Source organism: Mesorhizobium sp. M2A.F.Ca.ET.046.03.2.1 (genome assembly GCF_003952425.1).
Taxonomy (GTDB): Bacteria; Pseudomonadota; Alphaproteobacteria; order Rhizobiales; family Rhizobiaceae; genus Mesorhizobium.
Genome location: NZ_CP034449.1, coordinates 2,725,418 through 2,748,648, shown reverse-complemented (window position 1 = coordinate 2,748,648; position 23,231 = coordinate 2,725,418). Strand labels below are relative to the sequence as shown.

Below are 23,231 nucleotides of genomic sequence, written 5' to 3'. Positions count from 1 at the left end.
ACATTCGAACCGGAGGCTCAAATGCCAGTTGTCCAGGAAGAAGAACCTTCGGCCGCCGTTCACTCACATCCTGAGGAAATCAAGTCGGTTTTTGACCTGCGTTTGGGTAAGCATGTGACCTTGCAAGGCAGTGCCAGGATAACGCCCGCAGGCGTGATCAGCGCCGGAATCGCGGTGGCCGCTATGATGCTTGCGCTGCGTTATCTTGCTTCATCGGGCAGGCGTCGCAGGCAATAAGGTGGGATGCCCGGCTTTATTGGCGCACCCGACAAGAAGCGGCGTGTGCCAGAGCTTGCGCAATAGCGGTGAGCAGCGAAAGTTGGTTTAGCTCTGCGGCACGATGCCTAAGTTGAGCACCCACATTTCACGATAGCAGAAGTTGGGGTCGGCAATCAGGCGCTCCGGCTCGTCGCCTATTGCCTTCCATTGAAGATGATCCGCTTCTGGCAAATCGCACGTCCGGGCGAGCCCAGATAGGAACTTGAGATTGTTCCGAATGTAGTCACGCTCTACTGGCCTGAGCGGCTGGCGGCGCTCTGCCAGCGTTGTGATGGCGGAGACGTTCTCGAGCCCCGTCGACCGAAACCAGGCCGCCAAGCGAGTTCCCCTCATGGCGCCGGAAAGCTGTACATCATCGGACAACGCGTCGAGCAGACGCCAAGTCAGTTTGGGATCGTGCGGCTGAAACTGCCAAACCGAGATATCGACTTCCTTCACAGCAACAAGCCCACCCGGTTTCACGACGCGGCGGAACTCCTCGATTGCCTTGGTAAGTTCTTCGTCGCTTAGATATTGGGTAGCGTTTGCGCTCCAAAGCGCGTCGAACGCGCCCGTCCCATACGGCAGATCGGTCATGTCACCGGTTCGCGCGCTTATCGGACAGGCGAACTGCCGGCTTGCGATCAAATCTTCGATTGCCTCAACATTTTCTGGCGCCAGATCGAGAGCCTCGACGCGCCCCTCGGCACCCAGCAAGTCCGCCATTAAAGGCAGGAAGACCCCATTCCCTGCGCCTGCGTCCAGCACTGACCAACCGGGTTGGATACCGGTGGCGCGGAGGGTGGCATCATACTCGTCCTTCAGTGCAAGGTAATGAACATCAAGATGTCCACTACCGCTGAGCTTGTGCCCAGCCGATGTGATTTGCTCGGAATTCGAGACGTTCCTCATTTTGCCAATCGAGCCCTAGCTCCGGATAGCGACAGTTTCCCCGAATGCGGCATCAATGATGACACCTACCGCGAGGTACATCAATTTACCCTGGAAATAAGCTCCTAGAATTCCTTAGCTCTCGATCCCTCGAGAACGCGCCACCGACGCAACCCAAAGCAATGATTCAACAAAAATTGGGCGCTCGTCCAACTGTGTATCAAACCCAGCACCAAAATGACTAATCCCTGACCAGGACTGAAAAGCCATCACATCATAAGCTAGGACAGGGATGGAATGGCGCACCCGACAAGATTCGAACTTGTGACCTCTGCCTTCGGAGAATGGATAGTCGGTTTCGCCGAACCTATCCGCTTCTATCCGATTGCGCGCTATGCCACGGAATCACAAAACAAATTTGAATTCGATAGCATCAGGGCTACGACAGGGCGGCCGAAACCCTGCCCTGCCGTGCCTACGCTTTGCTTACGCGCGGATCTTTGACGGAGGCGCCCGGGCATGGCGAAGCTGACCAAACGAACTGTTGATACCACTGAAATTCGTTTCGCGGACTATGTCATTTGGGACGAGGAGTTGCCCGGTTTCGGGTTGCGTCTTCGCCTCGGGGAAGCCAAGCTACGTCGTGCAATACCGTGCCGCAGGCCGGTCGCGCCGCTACACGATCGGACTGCATGGCGTTTGGGCTCCCGAGGAAGCCAGGCGCGAGGCCAAGGTCCTGCCTGGCCAGGTCGCACGAGGTTAAGGCGCGCTTGTTAAGTCGAGCGCCGGACGTTGTGGCGGCGTCTGATCCAAGCCACTTGTTCGGATCGTGGCTCGCTCACAATCCAGGCACGCTTCGGAGCTAGGTTCTGGAATGAGTGCGACTAGTAGAACCAATGCACCATTGCGGTAAGATTTCACCATTTCCGGTTTCGAGAACCAATGTCTGAAATGGACTGGCTTAGCCATCTCTTGCAAATCATCACCGTTAGCGGCCAACTCGAGGTCCGCTGCGCTTACGGTGCGCCATGGCGTGTCGCCTGGGGCCAAGCGGCGGCGAACGAGATCCCCTTTCACGTCATAGTCAAGGGTCGCGCCATTCTCGAGGATCCAGAGTCGAAAACGGCGCGGGAACTGGTGAGCGGAGATATCGTGCTGCTGCCTCACGGTGCGGCGCATGTGCTGCACGATGGTAGCGGGCAAAGGCCCATCCGGACGCACGAAAGCCTCGGCTCTGCCGGATGGATGCTAAGCGAGAACGACAGCCAAGGCGAGCAACTGGATCTGTTGTGCGGTCGCTTTTTCATCGCGCCGCCGCATGACCGGCTGATCCGCAACTACATGCCGGCAAATCTGGTGGCGCGGGCCTTGAACGGCCAGGCGGAAGAAGGCATCGGGTCCGCTTCCAACGAACTTGCCGGTCTTGTCGGGCTGATGCGAATGGAGTCAGCGACCGACCGAGCCGGAGGACGTGCCATTCTTAACGCGCTTTCGTCGGCCCTGTTCACATTGGTACTGCGCGCCGCGAGCCAATCGGGGAAAGCCCCAGAGGGTCTGTTGGCCTTGGCCGGCCATCCGCGCCTTGCTCCGGCCATAGCCGCGATGTTCGCCAATCCGGCACGGCCTTGGAAACTGCCCGAACTGGCCGATTTGTGCCGCATGTCACGCGCCACGTTCATGCGCCAGTTTCAGGACAAGTTGGGTCGCCCTGCACTCGACTTTTTGACTGACCTTCGCATGAGCCTGGCCGCCAACGAGTTGAAGAAGCCGGCGATCAGTACCGAGGCTGTGGCCGAGACCGTTGGGTATCATTCCGTTTCGGCATTCCGGCATGTCTTCGCCGAAAGGATAGGGATGACGCCGGGAGAGTGGCGACGACTGGCGCGCAAGGGCGAGTAAGACGCGCGGTATGACACTCGAAAGGCTAAATTGATCCTTTCGCGCATCATATTGAGCTGATTGGGTCTCGAAATTATCAGGCCCGCCCGTAAATTGGTTCCCATAAACATCGATGAGGGAGCCATCCAATGAACTGTATCAGTATTGCCATCACCCTGTCTCACGGTTGGGCGCGGAAGGCGCCGAACCGATAGCCAACTGCGCGAGAGGTCGCGAAGACCTTCCACGTCTGCAACTTACCTCGAACCAACAAATCACTGAGGAGACAATTCCCATGAAAGCAATCGTTGTAACGGACCAGACCGCGGGAACCGCCGGCATGACACTGGCAGAGCGGCCCGAGCCACAGCCAGCGATAAACGATGTCGTCGTTCAGGTTCATGCGGCGGGATTCGTCAACACTGAGTTAGAGTGGCCTTCGACTTGGGCGGATCGGGCCTTCCGTGACCGGACGCCGTCGATCCTCGGGCATGAATTGGCTGGCGTGGTCACCGCGCTGGGCTACGGCACCACGGGGCTGTCGATCGGTCAGCGGGTGTTCGGCCTGTCGGACTGGCATCGCGACGGCACACTTGCCGAATACGTCGCGATGGAAGCACGCAATCTCGCGCCATTGCCCGGCGATGTCGACTTCGCTGTGGGCGCGAGTCTGCCGATCTCGGGGCTGACCGCATGGCAGGGCCTGTTTCAGCATGGCCGCCTTCAGGCAGGACAGAGCGTGCTGGCGCATGGCGCGGCCGGCGCCGTCGGTTCGGTCGTGACGCAGCTTGCGCGGGAAGCCGGCGCCTATGTCATCGGCACCGGACGCGCCGCCGACCGCCAGAAGGCACTCGACTTCGGTGCAAATGAATTCGTCGACCTAGGGAACGATACCCTGAAGGACGTCGGCGGCGTCGATCTGGTGTTCGATGTCATCGGCGGTGATATTCAGAAGCAGTCCGCAGCACTGATCCGGACCGGAGGAACGCTGGTGACCGTCGTCGGCCCGGCCGAGGCGCGGCCCACAGACGGCCTGGCGGTTGATTTCGTTGTTGAGTCCGATCGCGCCCAACTGAGGGAGATCGTCCAGCGGGTGCGGGACGGACGACTGCAGACTAACATCGGCAAAGTTTCGGCTCTCGACGAGGCCGTTGCAACCTTCAACGCGAGCGGGCGACGCAACGGGAAGACGGTCATCCGCGTTCGTCCGTAAGAAGGTTAAGAGAGAGGGCGGTTCCTCTCTCCTCCTGGTCTTCGCCAAGCCGCGCTGAGCGATATGACGACGCGATTCCGACGGCCTTTCGAAGATCGGATGCGGCGTGATCCACCAGAAGACCGGGCATGGCCGAGGGCACGGCTGATACGGCAGCTTGCAGCTCATTCCGGACCCAGGCCCGACGGTAACGGCCCGGTCGCGGCACTCTCCGATCGTCCCGGCTGCCTTCTGCGATGCCCTACCGACGCCGGCTGAACAGCTGCGCTGCTTCCGAATGTGATTTCAGAGGTCTGACGCAGACTCAATTCTCCTCACGCGAGACGCGGTGCCGGAGGGCAATCGAACTTGACTGCGCTCACCAGACGGACCTCATGAGCTCCCGATTCCAGGCAGGTCGAAGGGTTGGCTCGCTGTCGCTTCTATCCCCGCATAATGCGATAGACAGTTGCATCGCCTTCCACACCTCGAAGAGGCGCGTCGAAAGCCACCACACGATGGCCGGCAAGCATCTCGCTGACACCGGGCGCGGAATGGAGTGCCTCGGAAATGCAGATCTGTCCGGCTTCCGCCAGGGACTGCACGCGCGCGGCGACATTCACGGTCTGGCCGAAATAGTCGAGGTTGTCGTTGAGCGTCACGGCGATCGATGGTCCACAGTGGGCGCCGATCTTGAGGATGATGCCCGGCCCGTCATGGTCGCTGTTGAAACGATCGATTTCTTCAAAGATGTGGAGTGCGGCCGAAATCGCATCCGACGGCTGTGAGAATACAGCCATCACCGCATCGCCAATCGTCTTGACCACCGCTCCGGAATGTTGCCGAACCGCCGCGTTGACCAGAGCGAAATGCTCGCGAACCAATGCATAGGCGTTGAGGTCACCCAGGCGCTCATACATGGCGGTCGAACCCTTGAGGTCGGTGAACAGGAAGGTGATCTGGCGGATGCCGAGCCCCTCCTTCTCATCGACACGTTCGGACCGGAAGAGCTGGCGGAAGGTTTGCCGCGCAAGCAGCGCTCCGCCGGAGACATAAGGGTCGAACTCGAGCGCCGGCTTGGTGGTCAGCGCGACAAGCTCGGGCGGCCAGTTGATGGCAAGCAACGAACCGCGCACCGCCCCCCTGTTCGCCACCTCAATGACAATCGGACCAGCCGGCACGGCTGGTAACGCCGGCAAGAAGCGTTTGCCATCATAGTCGATCTTCAGAAGCGTCGGCGCCGAAACCGGATCGCCCGATATCGGCACAGCGAATGCGGCCTGCGTCTGCACGTTGACGCCCGCAAGGACGCCTGGTCCCAGGTCGGCGCGGACCACTGTGGTGGTGCCTGGCGGCAGAAACGTCATGCCCCGAACGAAGCCGCGCAGAACGTCAAGAAAGCGAACGTCTTGCCCGGGTAGCCGCCCGTCATGTCCGAAGTGGAGCTTCCAGTGAAAATCCTCGACAGGCAACGTCTCGGGATCGTGGTGCGGCAGGCGCCGCAGCTTTGGCGATATCGAGAAGGTGACCTCGATGAAGTCGTCGAGGTCGGTGTCGCCCGACACGTCGCACAGGCCGCAGACGTAGTGGGTCTTGAGCGTGCGAAGGGCGCCGAAACTGTCGAGCACCATGCCGGACTGGGGACAGAGCACATCCCAGCTCATGTCGAACAAACCACAGCGGGCGGCGTGAAGGAAGAGGTCGATTGCTTCAGGCTCGGCGATTGCGCGGTCGCGAGCAAAGGCCAGCGGATTGACACGATAAAGCGAGTGGTCGTCGGCACTCCTGATCAGCGTCTCGAATTTCGAGATGACGCGAGGGCTCCAGGCGCGCGCCTGCTCCACCTTGGTCATTTTGCTTTCGAGAAGACGATCGTCGACTGCCGTCACGCCCGATCCTCAACCTTGTCTCGCGACAGCCTACTAAAAAACCAGCGCGATGCGAATGGATTGCCCTTGAAATCGCTGCCGGAACAGCAGGGGTGCATGTGCTCCTGCTCGTTTACCGTGACATGGACGGTCGCGCACGCCATGCAATGTGCCGGTCGCGGTTGCCGGGAAGGAAGAGAACTCTAGCCCCCAATCCAAGGCATATCGATCGCCCCAAGCGACACAGCAATTCCGAGGGCCACCAGAGCAACGCCCAGCCTACCTTCGAAGCGCTGGCCACGGGGCAGCAGCTTTCTCGATGAAGATGACCAGCGTCAAAAGCAGCATCCAGGCGATGCTCATGACGCCATCGGCGGCGGTGTTGGCGCGTCGTTCTCGCTATTGGCCCTCAAGATAATGCGGCGCATTCGACGCTGGAACGCGCTGCAGCCACTACGGCGCACGCTGGCGGTGGCGGGCATCTGCGGGCTGGCGGTAGCGGGGATCGGCCTTGCATCGGGCGGCCTTACCTTTGGCACCGGCTACGCGCAGGCGCGGGGAGCCGTCGAAGGAACGCCTCTACCGGTGTTCTTCTTCTACCGGTGTTCTTCTTCGTCGAGAAGTTCTCCGCCGGGCTAATGTCGATGGTATCCGGGATTCCGGGCGGTATCTTCGCGCCGTCACTCGCTGTCGGCGCGGGCCTTGGCAGCGCGCTGGGGCTCATTTTCGGCGCTCGCACTGGCATCGCCGCGCTGCTCGGCATGGCCGGTTATTTCGCCGGCGTGGTGCAGGCGCCGATGACCGCCTTCGTCATCATCCTCGAAATGACCGGCAACCATGACAATGTCATCGCGCTGATGTGCGCGTCGATGCTGGGCTTTGGCACGGCGCGGCTGATTTCCAATGAACCGCTGTATCACGCGCTGTCCCGCGTATTCGTCGCCGAAGCGATCCGGCGCCGCAGAACGGCAGGTGGTGAAGTGTGCGCTGCCGGGAACCCATCCGGCCTGCCTCGCTGAGAGGACTCGCCGCACGGGTCAGGGCCCTGAAGCTGTTGGGCTCGGGGTGAGCGTGAACGATGAAGATGCGCACCGCGCGTTTCCAGCTAGGCGGAATGCCTATTTTCTGGGTGCCGAAAGGATTCGCTCGGCGACATGGTCGAGCGAGAAGACGCCGGCGCCGCGTGTCAGGACCAGAAGCAGCAACGATGCCCACAGCAGATGCTCCGCCCAGTTTTCTGGATAGACGAAGATCTGGATGACAGAGACGACCCCGAGCAGCATCACGGCCGCAAAGCGCGAGAATAGTCCAAAGAAGATCAACACCGAGCCGGTGATTTCGGCGGTCGTCGCAAGCGGCGCCGCGATCGAAGGGTCGATGAACGGCAGATTGTATTCGTTGGCGAACAACTGCAGCGTCACCGGCCAGGATGCCAGCTTGCTCTGTGCCGACTGCCAGAAGACATGAGCCACTGCCACGCGGGCGGCGAGCTGGACCAGCGAGAATGGAATGTGTTCGGGCAGCTTGATGATACGCTTGTAGAGGCGGACAAAGCCGGCCGGGTTGGACGAGGATTGCTCCGATATTGCGGTCATGACCGTCTCCGTCAGTTTGAGGGGGAATTCGAGGCGACCCGCACGTCGGTGACGAGCCTGTCGCGGAACAGACGCACGAGGGCTGAAACCAGGTCGAAGGCCGGGTCGAGCGCCAAGGCGCGGCCAGTGGCATGCTCGAGGCCCAAGCCGTGCTTCAGCGAATGCCAGAAGGCGAAGCTCGCGCGGTCGAGCAGAAAAAGCCGCACGTAGTTCCCCGATCGCCACAACGCCACACGCTCGGGGCGCCTTATCCAGGTAACGGCTTCGTCGACCGCCTTTTCCTGTTGATGCGCCATCCACACCGACAGGATCGACCAGTGCGAGACGATCAACCGCAGTGAGGGCTGGAGCTGGATATCCGGCGACAGCCCAAGATCGGTGTTGTCATATTCTGCGAGGCTGCGAGGCGGCAGCGACGCTGTGTCGAGCGCCTCCGCTATGGCCCATTCGAGACGCGCCGTTTCGGCGACGATAGGCATGTCGGACAGGGTGTCGATCGTTTTCAGGAAGCGCGGGAAGCCGGCGCCATAACGTGCCAGCCGCGACTCCACTGGCGGATGCCGCCGAATGAATTCGCTCGCCGCGAAGCGGAAGAAGCGCTCATCGACGAGGCGGACGGTCACGGGAAACACCGCCATCAGCGCTGCGGTGAGGGAACTGCGCGTGTTGTTCTGGTAAATCCGCAGGCGCGCCAACGGATCTGCCTTGCCGGCGGTCAGTATATTTGCGCCGACCACCGGCTCCAAGGCCAGCACCGACCGCGCCATGGTGGTCTGCAAGTGTTCAAGCGGCAGCATGATATTCCTCCTCTATCGAGACAAGCGCCGCGGACATGCACGGCCTGGCGCGTCTTGCAGCGGCAAACGCCGCAAGGACGGGCATGCCGGTCGTCGTTTCGCTTTGGACAGAAAGGATCGGCGTCGCTCGCGTTTTGGTCATTTGCTCGCGCCGCGTGGCTTGCTTGCGGCTGAACATGAGCGAAGCGGTGAGCATGTCGGCCCACATGGCTTCGCCAAGCAGCACGTCGAGGATGGGAACGTCGGTATCCCACTCGATCAAGGTTGGGCGCGGCCCAAGCCGGTCTATAGCATGCTGATAGAGCGCCCATACGACGGGAGGCACGCGCGAGCCGTGGTCGTCGATGAGCACAGTGTCGGCGCCGACGTGGTTCGTCGCATGGCCAGCAAGGTGGATCTCGCCGATCGCCTCCGCCGGCAGCGCATCGATGAAGGCCTTGGCGTCGTATTGCAGATTGTGCGCCGAGACCTGGACATTGTTGACGTCCAGCAGCAGACCGCAGCCGGTCCGCACCACGAGCTCGGCCAGAAACTCGGCCTCGCTCATCGAGGAGTCCGCAAAGGCGACGTAGGCAGACAGATTCTCGATCAGCACCTGCCGCTTCAACGTTCCCTGGACGGTCTCGACGTTACGCGCGACGATCGCCAGAGCTTCTTCGTCATAGCGCAGCGGCAAGAGATCGTTGAGATAGGCGCCGTCAGCAACACTCCAGGCGAGATGCTCGGAAACCAGATCGGGTTGGAAGCGCTCGCAGACCATGCGCAGTCGCTCCAGATGATCGCGGTCCAAGCCTCGTGCGCTACCAAGCGACAGGCCGACTCCATGCACCGAAAGGGGATAGATCTCGCGGAGTTTTTCCAGCGCCTCGACGCCCGCGCCGTCTCCCATGTAGTTCTCGGCATGAACCTCCAACCACCCGGCGGAAGGCCGCCGCGTCAGCATTTCGCCGATGTGAGGAGAGCGAAGACCGATGCCCGCCGATGCGGGGATTGCGAGAGGCTGAAATGCACGGGACATCGGTCTGCTCCATTTTGGAGGTTGGCAAGAAGTCTGGATCTTTCAGGCTTTCGGCTTATCGCTGCCGCCCGCGATCTTGGCGCAGCTGCCGGCGGGCACGTAGAGCCAGGAATCCGGCTGGTTGTCGGCGGTCGCGGTGCCGGCGCAGGAATGCGTCGCGGTCTGGCAGTCGTTCTGGCCGGCCTTGACCACGCCGTAGCATTTCTCGAAGGCGAAGCCGGGCTTGGCGGCCGGGCCGCTATAGGCCGCCGTCGCGGCAAGGGAAGTGGCGGCAGCAAGGGCCGATCCGATGAGAGTTTTGGTATTGATCACAGGCTTGTCTCCTGGTTGGCGTTTCGAGAGAAAGACCGGCCTTGAGGCCTGTCTGCAAAATCAGTCTCGCCGATCGTGATGCCGAGCTGAAATGCTGTCTCGGCATGGAATTGATACGCTGCCACTATGTTCTGAAACTTGGCGCGAAAAAGCCCTCCAGCGGGGAGCCGGAGGGCTTGGCACCTGCATTCGGGAGTATGCGAAGCAGGCGCGGCTAGGGCGGGGAGCGAGGCGCCTAGATGTATCGTCTTTCGCAGTTGGAGGCCGGGGCTTAATCAGCGCGGAAAGGCTCGGTAGCAAGCCAGTCCGCCGCACGCAGCCGCCCCCTGTCGCGCATCTCGGTCAGTTCGCCCCAGTCGATCCAGGGCCGCAGAAGCAGTGGGGCTCCGGCACGGTATCGGCCGTCGAATATGGTGTGAACGGGCGCGCATCTGGTCAAGCAACAACCGGCGGCGGGGCTGCGATCCGGACACGGTGCGGTGAAGACGGAAGGTCTGCCGGTGACGATCAGGCGATGGCGAGCTTCAGTTGCCAGGACAGGCGGGGACTGAAAGACGTCGCCGTCACCCCAATAGATGTCGCCGTCGATCTCGACGGGCAGCGAGAGGAAGGGGATAGTGGCCGCCGCGACGATCGCGTCGATCGAAAGCTGACTGCCGGTGAAAACCTTCACGGCGTCAGTGCGGGCATTAACGGCCTGGACGCAAAGTTTCACCGGGCAGCGTTCGACGCGGATTTGCTCGATATCGATTGACTGTTCCAGGACCGATCGAAGCAGGCTGGTCCTGTCATTGGCGAAGACAGAGGCGTGGCTGACGCGCCGCCAGAAATTGGCGAGTGCCATCCGCGCACCGCGCCTGCCGCCGACGCTTAGGCCGTAGGCAAAGACTGCTGCCTCCATCGCTGCAAAGCCCGATGCGGTCACGCCGCTGAAGCTGCAGCGCGGCTCGTCCAGCAGGCGATCGAGCACGCCCCAGACAAAAGCTCCATGCGCGTCGTTTGCCAGCACGATGTCGATCGTCGGGTCTTCCGCACCAAGATCCGCAACCGAAACGGCGGCCTGGTTTGTTCTCATCGGGGACTGGGCAAGCATGGTTTGGTCTCCTCCCAAGATCGTCACTAGGACGACTGGAGAGAGACTGCCGCATCTTCTTGTTCAGCCGAAATGCCAAGGTGGCATGAAGTCCATAGGCAGATTGCATTGGCTGCAGGACTTCGCGCGCCGCACTCTTCATCCCGATCAGGCCGGGTAATGAGCCGCTGCCAGAACCGCGGCCTGGAACAGGAGACGGATGAATGAAGAGACAATTCGCCTGTGTGGCTGCGCTTGCAATCGGTCTTGGTGCGAGCCCCGCGTCGGCCGACCCGTTCAGCGACCTCGCCGCATTGCCGACGTTCTATACGGACGCCACGATGAAGACGATGAAACCGATGACTGGGTTCAAGAAGGCCTGGTTTGCCATGCCGAAGCATGACCGGGTCAAGATGACCAAGGCGTGCAACGACCCGGTGATGAGCGGGCACCACGCCCAATTTTGCGCCAACGCGCTTGCTTTGGGCGGAGACAATTAGCGGTGCTCGTCGAGGACCCTTGGAATACAGAGCCGGCATAAACTCCATTCGCAGACGGCATTGGCGAGTTGAGTGCCGGATGAAGCAAAGTCAAGCTCGGCAAGCTGGAACAACAGAGTTCAAAAAAATGCTGCCAGTCGTTCGGCGGGGTCGTCAAAGGGACGACTGCATAACTCCAGAAAAGGCTCCCATCATGAATATCAAAGCTATCTGCGTCGGCGCTTTTGCCCTTTCGGTTATCGGCGGGGTCGCCTTCGCCGGAGTTCTCGACGAACCGTCCAACATGCAGCCCTTCTTCACCGATTCCGGCATGAAGACGATGAAGTCGAGCGCGGATTTCGAGACGGCGTGGAAAGCCACGCCGAAGGCGATGCAGACTTCAATGATGAAGGAATGCAACGACGTCGCCATGAGCAAGCCGCATGCTCAGTTCTGCGCCCAGCTCTTCGCCTTGGGCCATCACAGCTGATTTTTCCGGGCGCCGAGCACTATCGCACGGTTTGATGGCGGGCCCTGGCCCGCCATCAGCGCATGACGAAACGCTATCGACTTTATAGCCCCCGTGCATTGGCGTGATGGATTGCTTTGCGGCACGGTTCCAACCTGCACATGCATCTATGCAGCAGAGGGATAAACCGGCATGGACATTCATCACATCCGCTACTTCCTGGCCGTCTGCGAGACGCGGAATTTCACGCGCGCCGGCGAAAAGTGCAACATTACCCAACCGGCGCTGTCGCGCGCGATCCAGCAGCTTGAAGACGAGGTTGGCGGCCTTCTGTTTCGCCGCGAGCGGAACCTAACGCACCTCACGGATCTGGGCGCTTTGCTCCGTCCCAGATTTCAGCAAATTCTCGACGAGGTGACTGGCGTGCGCCAAGAAGCGTCGAGGTTCCTGTGCCTGGAGAATGCAAATCTCAAGGTTGGGGTCATGTGCACGATCGGCCCGCGGCGATTTACCGGCCTATTGACCGACTTCAACAGGCGCCAGCAAGGCATCCAGCTGCAGCTTGTTGAGGGCGTGCCGGCATCCCTATCGCAGCTGTTGGAAGCCGGCGAGATCGATGTCGCGATCATGGCGTCCAGCAACAGTTTCCCGGAGCGCTTCGATGTCACGCCGCTCTATCGCGAACGGTTCGTGCTAGCGTTTCCCAACGGCCATCGGCTGGCCCGCAACGACAATGTTGCCATCTCGGAACTCGACGGCGAGAACTATCTCCGACGCCTGAATTGCGAATATCGAGACTATCTTGCCGGCCTCTGCAATGAACGTGGCGTGAAGCTCAGGATCTCCTACGCCAGCGAACGCGAAGACTGGATTCAAAACATGGTCTCGGGCGGGCTGGGAATCTGCTTCATCCCGGAATTCAGCGCCGTCATTCCCGGTTTGCAGATCAGGCCAGTCGTCGATCCTGAAGTTTGGCGCGAAGTCTCGCTCGTTGTGGTGGCGGGGCGCCGCTTCTCGCCGGCGACATCGACGTTCGTGAACAGCGTCAAGGCGCACAGCTGGCCGGAAAGCGGCATCGATCTGTCGCCCAGGAAGAGCGCTGCATAGCATTTCGAAGTGAAGCCTAACGCCGCGATTAAACGTCGTGGCGGGACAGCCTCGTTGGCGCGGTCGTCCACCATAGTTTTCAGGTATCGAATTAAGAGCCAGTCAGCATTTCTCTTTCTTCGAGGCTGCCGTCACTCTCCTCCTATGCCCCGCTACCGCGATTGGGCACCGACAAAGGAGAAATAGACATGGCTTCCAAGACTATTGCATTGCGGGTGCCGCTGAAGCTGGCGCTGACACTAGGACTTCTCACCGCGACCGCCGCGTTTTCGGTGGCCCCGGTTTTCGCCGGCGACTGCCCTGCTGGCCAGGCCGCCACCGCCGACATCCAGGAACATCCCAGCAAGCCCGTCGGCGTGACGGACACGGTTCTTTCGGCGATCGACCTCAGCCCGAAGGGCGAAGCCTGGAAGGGCAACATGCTGCGTCTGCGCAAGCTTGTCGTTCAGCCGGGCGGCGTGGTGCCGTGGCATGAGCACACGGTTCGCCCCGCCAACATTATCGTCGTCGAAGGCTCCATCACCGAATACGCCAGCACCTGCAAGGTCGGCATCGAGCATCCGGCCGGCGACGTGACCGCCGAGTTCGGCCAGCTCGCCCACTGGTGGAAGAACAACGGGGAGGTTCCGGCGGTGCTCTACTCAGCCGACGTTCTGCCGCCGGCGATGCATAACGATCATATGATGTGAGCTGCTTTCGCGACCAGCGGATCCCAGCAGCAGCAGCAGCAAACAGCGCGTCCTCAGGCGATCGCCCGAGGACGCATTGGCCAGGAGCCTGTGATGACGACCAGTGAACATACCGAATTAATGGGGCTCCGCAGGGTCGCTGCGGACAGCTGGCGCTTTGGGCTGATCGCCCTGATCGCGTTCCTGACGCTCGTCGACCTGTTCGCCACCCAGGCCATCCTGCCTTCACTGGTGACAAAATTCGGGGTCAGCCGCGCGACTATGGGCTTCGCCGTCAACGCCAGCACCTTCGGCATGGCGGTGGCCGGTATCGCCATCGCTCTCTTCGGGCGCGGCATCGATCGCCGCAACGGCATCTGGATCAGCCTGGCCATCCTGGCGATTCCGACGACGCTGCTGTCGCAGACGGACAATATTGTGGTCTTCGCCCTGCTGCGTGTAGCTCAAGGCCTGTGCATGTCGACTGCGTTCACGCTCACCATGGCCTACCTGGCGGAGCATTTTTCCGCCCGGCAGACCACGAACGCGCTTGCGGCGTATGTGACCGGCAATGTTGCCAGCAACTTTTTCGGCCGGCTGATGTCGGCGGCCGTCGCCGACATGTTCGGCATCTCCACCAACTTCCTGACCTTCGCCGCCCTCAATCTGTTTGGCGCTGCTCTGGTCTGGTTCACGCTGCAGAAGACCTCGGCAATGATTCGCGCAGACCTGGACGGCCAGCCTGTGCGCGCCGCCTGGAAAGCGCCGTTGCGGAACGTCGAACTGCGGGCCTGTTTTGCGATCGGCTTCCTGATTCTGTTCGTCTTTATCGGCACGTTCACCTACGTGAATTTCCAGCTCGTTGCGGTGCCGCTTTCGCTCACGCCGATGGCCTTGGGCGCCGTCTATTTCGTTTTCCTGCCATCGATGCTGACCACCCCGCTTGCCGGCCGAGTCGCAGCGGGGCTTGGCCCAAGGGGAGGGATTGGGGCAACGCTTGCGCTGGCGATCGTCGGCTTGCTTCTGCTGCTTTTACCCAGTCTTCCGATTGTTCTTGCCGGAATGACCCTGGTTGCCGTCGGCACCTTCCTGGCTCAGGCCATAGCCACGGGACATGTCAGCCGCACCGCGTCGCGCGATCGCGCCGCCGCGAGCGGCATTTATCTCGCGTCCTACTACGGCGGCGGGCTCGCCGGCAGCTTCCTCATCGGACAGATCTACGACCGTGTCGGCTGGACCGCATGCGTGGTCGTGCTGGCCGCGGTTCTCGCCGGCGCGATCGCGATCGCGCGTGTGCTGCGAACGCCCAAGGCCTGATACTGAAATCGAAACTTAGTTATCCAACCAAGGAGACCGACATGACCAACCAACTCAAAACTCTGCTTGCAGGTGCCGCCATGCTGATGACGGTCATCCTTCCGGCTGCCGCCTCGGACGGCGTCGTCGCGGTGAAGAGCGACTACTCGGTCGCCGAGACCGTCGCCCGCATCAAGAAGGACGTCCTTAAGAAGGGCCTCATGTTCTTTGGCGTGATCGACCAGGCAAAGCTCGGCAACAAGGCCGGCAACGACGTCCGGCCGTCGCGGCTCGTCATGTTCGGCAATCCGGCGCTCGGCACGACGTTCATCACCTCAAATCCCGAGGCCGGCCTGGACTGGCCGGTGCGCGTGCTGGTCTACCAAACCGGAGATGGCACGGTTTACGCCGCCTATAGTGATTTCGACTGGATCGCCAAGCGGCACGGCATCACTGACCGGCAGGCACAGTTCAAGATGGCGACCGAGGTGATCCAGTCCGTCACGTCGTCGGTCAGGAAGAATTGATCGGCGCGAGGCGCTCAGATGCTTCGGCTCGTCGAAGTGTCAGCCTCGAACAGCCAGTCATTCGGCGGCGGACAGCGCCTTCATCCGCTCGCCCAACCATTTCTTCTGCGTGGCCTCGCGCACCAATGTGCCGACCGCGGGCGAATGCCTGCGGCCGCGCACGGTGACGAGATTGACCTCTCGCCAGAATTCGGGCTCGGTGATCGGCAAAGGCACCACGCCGGGATGCTTGACGGTATGCTCGGGCATTAAGCCGAAGCCGAGCCCGGCAACGATCATCGCCAATGGCCAGTCGTCACGATCGCTCCAGTAGACCGGACCGACCGTGACGCCTTGTTCGGCAAGGATGGCATCCGCGTAACCCGCGAACTCGCAATTGTTGCGGTGGATGTAGCTTTCGTTTGACATATGCTTCACCTGCACCGCGCGCCGAATGGCAAGGCGATGGGTCAGGTGGACCGCCATCACCATCTGCTCCTGGAACAACGGCAGGGAGTGCACTTCTTCGTCGGCATCGTCTGAAGGTAACGCATAGATGGCAGCCTCGAGTTCGCCCTCGAGCAGCCTTCTCCTGAGGCTCACCGCATCCGCATCGCAAAGATGCAACTCGACGCCCGGGTGGTGCGCGCGCACAGCCGCGATGAGCTCGATGATCTTGTCCGGAGCGATCGTGCTCATGATGCCGACCTTGAGCGGCATCTTCTTTAGGATCACATATCGAGATAGGTCTCGCCCATGCGGCCGAGCTCGGTGAGGTGAATGAAGCGGCGCTCACGGTGGAAAAGCGGCCCGCCGAATTCATCTTCCAGAAGCTTGATTGCGCGCGACAGCGCCGGCTGCGTGACGTTGCACTGCTCGGCCGCCCTGGTGAAATTCAGCTCCTTGGCGACAGCCAAGAAGTATCGGACTGGCTGATCTCCACGGCACGCTCCCCTCACTGGTCGCGCATACGGCGCCGCCCGCGTTGCGGCGCGATCTTACTAGCTGCCGTTACGTCAAACAACCCGACCGGTCGATCGACGTCCGAGCTTCGAGCCAACGTTCTGACCGTCAGCTATCGAATCCATGTCTCAACGGCATTTCCGCAGCTTGCGGCGGTTCACCATACTAGTCCTCAGATCCAGGGCCGGCCCGCGCCGTCGCTGGTAGCCGCGCAATCAGAAGGACAAGACGATGCTCAAAGGTAAGACAGCACTCATCACAGGCTCGACCAGCGGCATCGGGCAGGGCATTGCCGAAGCCTTCGCTGCCAAGGGCTGCAACATCGTTCTGAACGGCTTTGGCGACGCCGCCGAGATCGAACGCCTGCGGGCCAGGCTTGCCGCCGATCATAAGGTCGCCGTTCGACACGACAATGCCGACATGAGCAAGGGCGACGCGATCACCTCGATGATGGACAAGGCCATCGCCGAGTTCGGCGCCGTCGACATACTGGTCAACAATGCCGGCATTCAGCATGTCGCGCCGATCGATGACTTCCCGATCGAGAAATGGGAAGCGGTCGTGGCGATCGACCTCATGTCTTCCTTCTATACGATCCGGCGCGCCCTGCAGGCGATGAAGGCGCGCAAATGGGGTCGCATCATCAATGTGGCCTCGGCGCACGCGCTCGTCGCATCTCCCTATAAGTCGGCCTATGTCGCGGCCAAGCACGGTGTCGCGGGCCTGACCAAGACCGTTGCGCTGGAAGTTGCCGAACAAGGTATCACGGTCAACGCTGTTTGCCCCGGCTACGTGCTCACGCCGCTCGTCGAGAAGCAGATACCGGACACGGCCAAGGCCCGCGGGATCACCGAGCAGCAGGTGATCAAGGATGTTCTGTTGGCCGCGCAGCCCACCAAGCAGTTCGTCACCGTCGAGCAGGTTGCCGCGCTCTGTCTGTTCCTGGCGTCGGACGAGGCGGCCTCGATCACCGGCGCCGTGATGCCGATCGAAGGCGGTTGGACCGCTCACTAGACCTGCACGAGGAGCGAAGGCCATGAACAAGATCACGCAAAACCTATCCGCCCCGAAAGCAGAACCGGCGACTGGGCACCAGGGCGACGTCAAACGTCAGACCGTCCTTGTCCTTCAGGGCGGCGGCGCGCTCGGCGCCTATCAGGCCGGAGTCTATCAGGCGCTGGTCGAGGGCGGCATCGAACCGGATTGGGTCATAGGCACGTCCATCGGCGCCATCAACGCCGCGCTGATTGCTGGAAACAAGCCCGGCGATCGTCTGCCCAGGCTTCAGGAATTCTGGGACGGCGTCAGCAGGAGCAGTCCATTCGACGAGTTTTTCCGGATGATGGTTCCGAGCAACATTTTTGCCAACATGGGCACGGTGATGCGCGGCATCCCTGGGTTCTTCGAGCCGAACCCGAGCGCCATGTTTGGGGTCAACCGCGAAGTCGGTGTCGAGAACGCGTCTTACTACACCACCGATCCGCTCAAGAGGACGCTGAGCAATCTGATCGACTTCGACTACCTCAACGGGCGTCACACCCGGCTGACAGTCGGCGCCGTCAACGTCAACACCAGCGAGCTCAAATACTTCGATACGCGCGAGATGATCCTGTCGGCGGCCCACATCATGGCGTCGGGCGCCTTGCCGCCGGCGTTTCCGGCGGTCTGCATCGACGGCGAGCCGTATTGGGACGGCGGCATCTATTCGAACACGCCGATCGAGGTGGTGCTCGATGCGCGACCCAGGCGAGACGCGCTGATCTTTGCGGTCAACATGTGGCAGCCCCGTGCCACTGAGCCGAAGTCAATCTGGCAGGTCATGGGCCGGCAAAAGGATCTTCAATACGCCAGCCGCGGCCGGAGCCATGTCGCTCGGCAGGAGCAACTGCATCGGTTGCGGCATGTCGTGCGCGAAATGGGCAGGCTCGTGCCCGAGGAGCGTCGCGAGGATCCGATGTTCAAGGAACTCGCCTCCTATGGCTGCCCATCGGTCATGCACCTCGTCCGCCTGCTTTCGCCGCGACTGGACGGCGAGGACCACACCAAGGACATCGACTTCACCCGCTCGGGCATCCGCACGCGCTGGCAGGCAGGATACGAGCATGGGCAGCGCGTCCTCACCGACAAGCCCTGGGAATGCGAGGTCGACATGCTTCAGGGCATCGTGATCCACGAATCCCAAGAGTGATGCGCCGCGACGAGAAAGATACGGAGACCACCGATGCAGATCATCACTCCCGGCATGCGGTTGATCCCGGAAGCCGTGCTCGCCAACGATGCTGCGCTGTTCCGCACGATCCCGGAGACTCCCTCGCACGCGGACAAGTCGCTGCATCGCGTGGTCATTGTGGGCGGCGGCGCCGGCGGCCTGGAACTGGCGACACGCCTCGGCCGCAAATTCGGCAACCGGCGGCTTTCCGTCACGCTTGTCGACCGAAACCGCACCCATATCTGGAAGCCGCTTCTGCATGAGGTGGCATCCGGCGCCTTGAGCGCCTCGCACGACGCGGTTGAATACATCGCCCATGCCAGCCGACACGGCTACCGATATCGCATTGGCGAGGTCGTTGGCATCGATCGCGCCAAGCGCCAGGTCTTCGTTGCGCCCAGCTTCGACGAAGGCGGTCGCCAGGTCATACCACCACGTGTCCTGGGTTACGACACACTCGTCATGGCAGTCGGCAGCGTCAGCAACGATTTCGGCACGCCGGGCGCCGCGCGCCACGCCATTTCGCTCGACACCGCGGAGCAGGCGGCCCGGTTCAACAAGCGGATGATCGACGCATGCCTGCGCGCCAACGCGCAATACGAGCCGCTTTCGCCGGGTCAGCTTCATTGCGTCATCGTCGGTGCCGGCGCAACCGGTGTCGAACTGGCTGCGGAACTGCACAAGTCGATGCGCGAAATTGCGTCGCACAATCTCGACAATATCGATTTCGAAAGGCTGATCCGCATCACCATCGTCGAAGCAGGGCCCCGGATTCTGCCTGCACTGCCTGAGGAGATGGCGCGCGCAACGGCACGCTTGCTGATCAAGCTGGGCGTCCAGATACGATGCGGAATAAGGGTCACCGAAGTGACCGAAGACGGCATCCGGCTTGGCGAAAAGCTCTTTCTGCCTGCTGAATTGGTCGTCTGGGCGGCCGGTATCAAGGCGCCGGAATTCCTGAAGGGCCTCGATGGCCTCGAAACCGACCGCATCAACCGCCTGATGGTCGATAAAACCTTGCGCGCGGTCGGAGATGACAACGTGTTCGCGATCGGCGACTGCGCGAACTGCGTGCTGCCGGGTGAAGACAACGCCTTGCCGCCGCGCGCCCAGACGGCCCATCAACAGGCAGACCACATGGCCAAGGTGATTGTAGCACGTCTCGCAGGGCAAATCGCGCCAGCGTATCGCTACCGCGACTACGGCTCGCTCGTTTCACTTGCTGACTACGGTGCTTTTGGTAGCCTCATCGGCGGACTGAAGATCGAGGGTCTTGTAGCGAGGCTCGTCTATCGCTCGCTGCACAAGATGCATCTCAGGGCGGTGCACGGGCTCGCCAAGACAACGCTCGCTTCGATCGGCGAGATGATCGTCAGGCGCGCCAGACCGCGGATCAAGCTTCACTGAGGTCGGCGGAGACGCTGCGATGGAAAAGTATGACGTCGTGATCCTGGGCGGCGGCAATGCAGGAATGGACGTCACGGTCGCGATGCGCGCCGCCGGACTCTCCGTCGCCATGATCGAGGCTCGCAATCTCGGTGGCACCTGTCCCAATCGCGGCTGCACGCCGAAGAAGGTGCTGGTCGCGGCGGCCCACGCGCTCGACGAGATCGCAAGGGCCGACACCCGTGCAATCAAGATCGAACCGCCGAGGCTCGATTGGCGAGCCTTGATCGAGCGAGAAAAGGATATCATCAGGGACATTCCATCCCGGCTGTCCGGATTGATGGCCAAGCGGGGCGTCGATGTAATCTGGGGCGAGGCGGCGTTCGTCGCCAGCAATGCCGTCCGCGTCGGCGCCCGAGAGCTCGAGGCCAGAAACATCGTCATCGCCACCGGCTCGAAGCCGCGCCCGCTGTCGATTCCGGGGTCGGAATTTCTAACCACATCCGACGATGTGCTGAACGATCCTGTGCTGCCGCGCGCCGTGGTTTTTATTGGCGGCGGCGTTGTCGCCTTCGAACTGGGCCACGTCTATGCGCGCGCCGGCGTTCAGGTCACCGTCCTCGAGGCACTGCCACAACTCCTCGGGGGCTTCGACGAGGATGCCGTTGCCCAAATCCGTGCCGAGAGCGAGCGGCTGGCCATCGGCATCCATACCAAGGCTTGGATCAAGAAGATCGAAGCGGCCGACGGGCGACTGCGGGTGAGCTTCGCGAAAGATGGCGTGGAGTGCAGTGTTGACGCTGATCGGGCCGTTAATTGCGCGGGACGCGTGGCCAATGTCGAGGGCCTCGATCTTGGGGCGGGTGTCATCGTGCATCGCGAAGGCCGCATCGAGATAGACGAGCACCTGCGCTCGCGTTCCAATCCCGATGTTTATGTCTGCGGCGATGCAATGTGGAACTCCCCGCAGCTTTCGCCGGTGGCGACCTATGAGGGCGGCATCGTCGGGCGCAACATCGTCGACGGGCCTAGGCATCGGCCCGACTATGGTAGCCTCGCTCTAAAGCATTCCGGCCGTGGCAAGCGTCGGAATGACCGAAGCCAAGGCGAGGGAACAGGGTCTGCGCATCAGGGTCCACGTCAACGACATGCAAGGCTGGTTCTCAGCCAGGACCTATGCCGAGGCGGTCGCATGGTCGAAGATAATTGTCGATGAGTCGACGGATCGCATCGTTGGAGCACATTTGGTGGGCCATGCCGGCGAGGAACTGGTCCACATCTTCGCGCTCGCCATGAAACACGGCATCACGGCGCGAGGTCTGTCCGAGATGGTCTACGGTTTCCCGACTTTTTCGGCGGATATCAGGAACATGATGTAACGCGTGGATCCGGCCGGCGAATAGAAGGTGAACCTGTCATGCGTCGATGCACGTAGGGCATCAAAACCATGCAGGAAAAACATGGCGAATGCCGAGGGGTTCCGGTGGTAGGCTGTGTGCGACATATGAAAGTGCAGATATGGCCGCTGACGATCAGGCAATGACATTCGAGCAGTCCGTCCAGGCAGCCATCGAACTTGATGCGCCTCTCAACGAACGGCTGGCGGTGATTGCCGCCGCGGTCCGGCGTATGAACTCCGAATTCGCCGACGCTGTAGAGCGACTGGTAGATCGCCTTGAGAAACAGGGAGCCGGAACCATGGCGCCGGCTCAGGGCGAGGTCATGCCGGATTTTCTGCTGCCTGACGACGAGGGCAAGCTCGTCAGCCTGGCCGAGATCCTGAAAAAGGGGCCAGCCGTCATCACCTTTCAGCGCGGTCATTGGTGCCCCTATTGCCGCTTGAACGCCATCGGCATCGTCGAGGTGCAGCGCGAGATCGTTGAACTGGGCGGACAGGTCGTCGTGATCATGCCGGAACGGCGCAAATTTGCCAAAGCCATGAAGGCCGCCGTTGGCGCGCAGTTTCCGTTTCTGATCGACATGGACAACGGCTATGCATTGTCTCTCAACCTTGCGATCTGGGTCGGCGCCGAGATGGAGCGGCTGATGGGGCTCGGGTTCGATCTCCCCAACTACCAGGGCAACAGCAGTTGGTTTCTGCCGATCCCGGCCACCTTCATCGTTGGAACCGACGGGATCATCACGGATCGCTTCGTCGATCCGGACTACCGCCGCCGCATGGATATTGACGAGATGATCGCGGCGCTCAGGCGGGCTCGCTGACGCCGAAGGACGACCAGTCTGCAGACCTCAGCAGGTTGAGCAGCGTTGTCGCGACAGGCGAGCGCTGCCTGCCTGCAACCGCATAGACGGAAACGGTTCGCGAGACGTCAAGATCACGAAGCTTGAGCCGTCGGGTGTTCGAGGATCGCGGTGCCGTAAGCGAGACAAAGCCAACCCCGGCATTCGCCTCCAGCAGGGCCAGCAGGTCCTGGTCGGTCTCGACCTCATGCGCGGTTCGAGGCGAATAGCCTTTTGCGGACAGGCAACGCGATAGTTCCTCGGAGGTCTCCCAATCGATCCGGCTAAGCACGGGCTCCGCAGCAAGCTGAGCCAACGCGACATCGGCCTCATTGCGGCGGGCCAGCGGATGATCGGAATTCACGGCGAGCTCGATTCCTTCCTGGAAAAGTGGCCATGTGTCGAGACGATCCCAGGCCTGGCCCAGCGGGCCCGCGACGGCCAGCTCGACTTCGCCATTTTTGAGGGCCTCAATGACAGCTGCTGGCGACCCGCGTTGGATTTTGAGATGCGCGCCGGGATAGGCCCGGAAGAGTTCCGTGAACGGCGAAACCAGCAGTGCGATGTTGATACTGTTGGAGATGGTCACGTTGAGAGGGGCCACATCGCTGCTTTGAACGGCTTTGGCCAGTGATTTGGCGGATGTGGCCGCGTCATAGCACTGCTGCAGCAACGGCAGCATGCGCCGTCCCAGTTCGGTAAGGTGCGAGTGCTGACGCTCGCGCCGAAGGAGTTCTCCACCTAGTTCCTCTTCAAGCGTCTTGATCGCACGCGTCAGCGCCGGCTGCGTGACGTTGCATTCCTCCGCGGCTCTGGTGAAGTTCAACGTATTCGACAAGGCCAGAAAATAGCGGACTTGCTGCATTTCCATGAATTTCGCCCCCTCAGCGAAAATGGTCTATCAGCGACGACGCATGTTCGTAGGCTAGCGCAATTCAGCGCTTTCGGCAAAGTACAGCCAGCCAGATGTCCGCTTTCACCAAGCCGGCTCCGAAAACTGTCGGTCTGCTTGCTTCACCATTCCAG

Annotated in this window: 25 protein-coding genes and 2 pseudogenes; 17 read left to right on the top strand and 10 right to left on the bottom strand. The window is 61.4% G+C overall.

The genetic code is table 11. The annotated features are described in order from the left end of the window. The first annotated feature begins 21 nt into the window (after window positions 1-21). Complete coding sequence (locus EJ072_RS13025; RefSeq protein ID WP_126080055.1) at window positions 22-237, top strand: hypothetical protein; 216 nt, start codon at window positions 22-24, stop codon at window positions 235-237. Between the two features lie 87 nt (window positions 238-324). Here the strand turns inward: EJ072_RS13025 and EJ072_RS13020 are convergent, their stop codons facing one another. Continuing rightward, window positions 325-1,170 (bottom strand): methyltransferase domain-containing protein, encoded by an 846-nt coding sequence (locus EJ072_RS13020; RefSeq protein WP_126080054.1) that lies wholly within the window; start codon window positions 1,168-1,170, stop codon window positions 325-327. A 498-nt stretch (window positions 1,171-1,668) separates the two neighbouring features. On the opposite strand from EJ072_RS13020, the pseudogene EJ072_RS36735 reads away from it, so the two are divergent. From EJ072_RS36735 to EJ072_RS13005, 3 genes and pseudogenes are all read left to right on the top strand, one after another. Then, window positions 1,669-1,909, top strand: a pseudogene (locus EJ072_RS36735) (Arm DNA-binding domain-containing protein); the annotation flags it as partial. A 182-nt stretch (window positions 1,910-2,091) separates the two neighbouring features. Continuing rightward, the gene (locus EJ072_RS13010) at window positions 2,092-3,048 is read left to right on the top strand and encodes an AraC family transcriptional regulator (protein WP_126080053.1); all 957 of its coding nucleotides are present in this window, start codon (window positions 2,092-2,094) and stop codon (window positions 3,046-3,048) included. 274 nt (window positions 3,049-3,322) lie between these two features. Beyond that, window positions 3,323-4,240, top strand: coding sequence for an NADP-dependent oxidoreductase (locus EJ072_RS13005; RefSeq protein WP_126080052.1), 918 nt, complete (start codon window positions 3,323-3,325; stop codon window positions 4,238-4,240). Between the two features lie 422 nt (window positions 4,241-4,662). Here EJ072_RS13005 and EJ072_RS13000 read toward each other — a convergent pair whose 3' ends face one another. Beyond that, on the bottom strand, window positions 4,663-6,108 hold the full coding sequence (locus EJ072_RS13000) for an adenylate/guanylate cyclase domain-containing protein (RefSeq protein ID WP_126080051.1): 1,446 nt from the start codon (window positions 6,106-6,108) through the stop codon (window positions 4,663-4,665). A 351-nt stretch (window positions 6,109-6,459) separates the two neighbouring features. Between EJ072_RS13000 and EJ072_RS12995 the strand changes: the two are divergent. Continuing rightward, window positions 6,460-7,106, top strand: a pseudogene (locus tag EJ072_RS12995) (chloride channel protein); the annotation flags it as partial. Between the two features lie 99 nt (window positions 7,107-7,205). Here the strand turns inward: EJ072_RS12995 and EJ072_RS12990 are convergent. From EJ072_RS12990 to EJ072_RS12970, 5 genes are all read right to left on the bottom strand, one after another. Next, window positions 7,206-7,682, bottom strand: coding sequence for a DoxX family protein (locus EJ072_RS12990; RefSeq protein ID WP_126080050.1), 477 nt, complete (start codon window positions 7,680-7,682; stop codon window positions 7,206-7,208). A gap of 11 nt (window positions 7,683-7,693) precedes the next feature. Next, window positions 7,694-8,479 (bottom strand): DNA-binding domain-containing protein, encoded by a 786-nt coding sequence (locus EJ072_RS12985; RefSeq protein WP_126080049.1) that lies wholly within the window; start codon window positions 8,477-8,479, stop codon window positions 7,694-7,696. Further along, window positions 8,466-9,497, bottom strand: a complete 1,032-nt coding sequence (locus EJ072_RS12980; protein WP_126080048.1) for a DUF692 domain-containing protein — start codon at window positions 9,495-9,497, stop codon at window positions 8,466-8,468. The genes EJ072_RS12985 and EJ072_RS12980 overlap by 14 nt, the downstream gene beginning before the upstream one ends. A gap of 42 nt (window positions 9,498-9,539) precedes the next feature. Then, window positions 9,540-9,809 (bottom strand): DUF2282 domain-containing protein, encoded by a 270-nt coding sequence (locus EJ072_RS12975; RefSeq protein ID WP_095081018.1) that lies wholly within the window; start codon window positions 9,807-9,809, stop codon window positions 9,540-9,542. A gap of 271 nt (window positions 9,810-10,080) precedes the next feature. Beyond that, the gene (locus EJ072_RS12970) at window positions 10,081-10,902 is read right to left on the bottom strand and encodes a hypothetical protein (RefSeq protein WP_126080047.1); all 822 of its coding nucleotides are present in this window, start codon (window positions 10,900-10,902) and stop codon (window positions 10,081-10,083) included. Between the two features lie 203 nt (window positions 10,903-11,105). On the opposite strand from EJ072_RS12970, the gene EJ072_RS12965 reads away from it, so the two are divergent. From EJ072_RS12965 to EJ072_RS12940, 6 genes are all read left to right on the top strand, one after another. Next, window positions 11,106-11,381, top strand: a complete 276-nt coding sequence (locus EJ072_RS12965; RefSeq protein ID WP_126080046.1) for a hypothetical protein — start codon at window positions 11,106-11,108, stop codon at window positions 11,379-11,381. 193 nt (window positions 11,382-11,574) lie between these two features. Beyond that, window positions 11,575-11,850, top strand: coding sequence for a hypothetical protein (locus EJ072_RS12960; RefSeq protein ID WP_126080045.1), 276 nt, complete (start codon window positions 11,575-11,577; stop codon window positions 11,848-11,850). A gap of 171 nt (window positions 11,851-12,021) precedes the next feature. Then, window positions 12,022-12,936: a LysR family transcriptional regulator gene (locus tag EJ072_RS12955; protein ID WP_126080044.1), complete on the top strand. Its 915-nt coding sequence runs from the start codon at window positions 12,022-12,024 to the stop codon at window positions 12,934-12,936. Between the two features lie 188 nt (window positions 12,937-13,124). Continuing rightward, the gene (locus EJ072_RS12950; protein ID WP_126080043.1) at window positions 13,125-13,625 is read left to right on the top strand and encodes a cupin; all 501 of its coding nucleotides are present in this window, start codon (window positions 13,125-13,127) and stop codon (window positions 13,623-13,625) included. A gap of 93 nt (window positions 13,626-13,718) precedes the next feature. Beyond that, window positions 13,719-14,921 carry an MFS transporter gene (locus EJ072_RS12945; RefSeq protein ID WP_126080042.1) on the top strand — a complete coding sequence of 401 codons (1,203 nt, stop codon included), beginning with the start codon at window positions 13,719-13,721 and terminating at the stop codon, window positions 14,919-14,921. Window positions 14,922-15,001: 80 nt separating this feature from the next. Beyond that, window positions 15,002-15,427, top strand: coding sequence for a DUF302 domain-containing protein (locus EJ072_RS12940; protein ID WP_245463466.1), 426 nt, complete (start codon window positions 15,002-15,004; stop codon window positions 15,425-15,427). A 57-nt stretch (window positions 15,428-15,484) separates the two neighbouring features. Here the strand turns inward: EJ072_RS12940 and EJ072_RS12935 are convergent, their stop codons facing one another. Together EJ072_RS12935 and EJ072_RS36730 are read right to left on the bottom strand one after the other, a co-directional pair. Further along, on the bottom strand, window positions 15,485-16,105 hold the full coding sequence (locus EJ072_RS12935; RefSeq protein WP_245467293.1) for a LysR family transcriptional regulator substrate-binding protein: 621 nt from the start codon (window positions 16,103-16,105) through the stop codon (window positions 15,485-15,487). A 32-nt stretch (window positions 16,106-16,137) separates the two neighbouring features. Further along, window positions 16,138-16,323: a LysR family transcriptional regulator gene (locus EJ072_RS36730; RefSeq protein WP_245467292.1), complete on the bottom strand. Its 186-nt coding sequence runs from the start codon at window positions 16,321-16,323 to the stop codon at window positions 16,138-16,140. 277 nt (window positions 16,324-16,600) lie between these two features. On the opposite strand from EJ072_RS36730, the gene EJ072_RS12930 reads away from it, so the two are divergent. From EJ072_RS12930 to EJ072_RS12910, 6 genes are all read left to right on the top strand, one after another. Continuing rightward, window positions 16,601-17,383, top strand: coding sequence for a 3-hydroxybutyrate dehydrogenase (locus tag EJ072_RS12930; protein WP_126080040.1), 783 nt, complete (start codon window positions 16,601-16,603; stop codon window positions 17,381-17,383). Between the two features lie 22 nt (window positions 17,384-17,405). Further along, complete coding sequence (locus EJ072_RS12925; protein ID WP_126080039.1) at window positions 17,406-18,557, top strand: patatin-like phospholipase family protein; 1,152 nt, start codon at window positions 17,406-17,408, stop codon at window positions 18,555-18,557. Between the two features lie 33 nt (window positions 18,558-18,590). Then, window positions 18,591-19,985, top strand: coding sequence for an NAD(P)/FAD-dependent oxidoreductase (locus EJ072_RS12920; RefSeq protein ID WP_245467291.1), 1,395 nt, complete (start codon window positions 18,591-18,593; stop codon window positions 19,983-19,985). Window positions 19,986-20,022: 37 nt separating this feature from the next. Next, the gene (locus EJ072_RS12915) at window positions 20,023-21,180 is read left to right on the top strand and encodes an NAD(P)/FAD-dependent oxidoreductase (protein WP_210211647.1); all 1,158 of its coding nucleotides are present in this window, start codon (window positions 20,023-20,025) and stop codon (window positions 21,178-21,180) included. Further along, complete coding sequence (locus tag EJ072_RS36375; RefSeq protein WP_245467358.1) at window positions 21,086-21,343, top strand: hypothetical protein; 258 nt, start codon at window positions 21,086-21,088, stop codon at window positions 21,341-21,343. Before EJ072_RS12915 ends, EJ072_RS36375 begins: the two co-directional genes overlap by 95 nt. Before the next feature lie 139 nt (window positions 21,344-21,482). Beyond that, window positions 21,483-22,187: a peroxiredoxin-like family protein gene (locus EJ072_RS12910; protein ID WP_126080038.1), complete on the top strand. Its 705-nt coding sequence runs from the start codon at window positions 21,483-21,485 to the stop codon at window positions 22,185-22,187. On the opposite strand, the gene EJ072_RS12905 is transcribed toward EJ072_RS12910, so the two are convergent. Then, entirely contained in the window at window positions 22,171-23,076 is a 906-nt protein-coding gene (locus EJ072_RS12905) for a LysR family transcriptional regulator (protein WP_126080037.1), read from the bottom strand. The two genes, EJ072_RS12910 and EJ072_RS12905, sit on opposite strands and share 17 nt — an antisense overlap. Window positions 23,077-23,231 lie beyond the last annotated feature (155 nt).

What these genes read in the sequence shown, in the direction of transcription:
- EJ072_RS13025 (WP_126080055.1), top strand. Translation starts at nt 22, where the DNA reads ATGCCAGTTGTCCAGGAAGAAGAACCTTCGGCCGCCGTTCACTCACAT.
- EJ072_RS13020 (WP_126080054.1), bottom strand. Translation starts at nt 1,170, where the DNA reads ATGAGGAACGTCTCGAATTCCGAGCAAATCACATCGGCTGGGCACAAG.
- EJ072_RS13010 (WP_126080053.1), top strand. Translation starts at nt 2,092, where the DNA reads ATGTCTGAAATGGACTGGCTTAGCCATCTCTTGCAAATCATCACCGTT.
- EJ072_RS13005 (WP_126080052.1), top strand. Translation starts at nt 3,323, where the DNA reads ATGAAAGCAATCGTTGTAACGGACCAGACCGCGGGAACCGCCGGCATG.
- EJ072_RS12990 (WP_126080050.1), bottom strand. Translation starts at nt 7,682, where the DNA reads ATGACCGCAATATCGGAGCAATCCTCGTCCAACCCGGCCGGCTTTGTC.
- EJ072_RS12985 (WP_126080049.1), bottom strand. Translation starts at nt 8,479, where the DNA reads ATGCTGCCGCTTGAACACTTGCAGACCACCATGGCGCGGTCGGTGCTG.
- EJ072_RS12980 (WP_126080048.1), bottom strand. Translation starts at nt 9,497, where the DNA reads ATGTCCCGTGCATTTCAGCCTCTCGCAATCCCCGCATCGGCGGGCATC.
- EJ072_RS12970 (WP_126080047.1), bottom strand. Translation starts at nt 10,902, where the DNA reads ATGCTTGCCCAGTCCCCGATGAGAACAAACCAGGCCGCCGTTTCGGTT.
- EJ072_RS12965 (WP_126080046.1), top strand. Translation starts at nt 11,106, where the DNA reads ATGAAGAGACAATTCGCCTGTGTGGCTGCGCTTGCAATCGGTCTTGGT.
- EJ072_RS12960 (WP_126080045.1), top strand. Translation starts at nt 11,575, where the DNA reads ATGAATATCAAAGCTATCTGCGTCGGCGCTTTTGCCCTTTCGGTTATC.
- EJ072_RS12955 (WP_126080044.1), top strand. Translation starts at nt 12,022, where the DNA reads ATGGACATTCATCACATCCGCTACTTCCTGGCCGTCTGCGAGACGCGG.
- EJ072_RS12950 (WP_126080043.1), top strand. Translation starts at nt 13,125, where the DNA reads ATGGCTTCCAAGACTATTGCATTGCGGGTGCCGCTGAAGCTGGCGCTG.
- EJ072_RS12945 (WP_126080042.1), top strand. Translation starts at nt 13,719, where the DNA reads ATGACGACCAGTGAACATACCGAATTAATGGGGCTCCGCAGGGTCGCT.
- EJ072_RS12940 (WP_245463466.1), top strand. Translation starts at nt 15,002, where the DNA reads ATGCTGATGACGGTCATCCTTCCGGCTGCCGCCTCGGACGGCGTCGTC.
- EJ072_RS12935 (WP_245467293.1), bottom strand. Translation starts at nt 16,105, where the DNA reads ATGAGCACGATCGCTCCGGACAAGATCATCGAGCTCATCGCGGCTGTG.
- EJ072_RS12930 (WP_126080040.1), top strand. Translation starts at nt 16,601, where the DNA reads ATGCTCAAAGGTAAGACAGCACTCATCACAGGCTCGACCAGCGGCATC.
- EJ072_RS12925 (WP_126080039.1), top strand. Translation starts at nt 17,406, where the DNA reads ATGAACAAGATCACGCAAAACCTATCCGCCCCGAAAGCAGAACCGGCG.
- EJ072_RS12920 (WP_245467291.1), top strand. Translation starts at nt 18,591, where the DNA reads ATGCAGATCATCACTCCCGGCATGCGGTTGATCCCGGAAGCCGTGCTC.
- EJ072_RS12910 (WP_126080038.1), top strand. Translation starts at nt 21,483, where the DNA reads ATGGCCGCTGACGATCAGGCAATGACATTCGAGCAGTCCGTCCAGGCA.
- EJ072_RS12905 (WP_126080037.1), bottom strand. Translation starts at nt 23,076, where the DNA reads ATGGAAATGCAGCAAGTCCGCTATTTTCTGGCCTTGTCGAATACGTTG.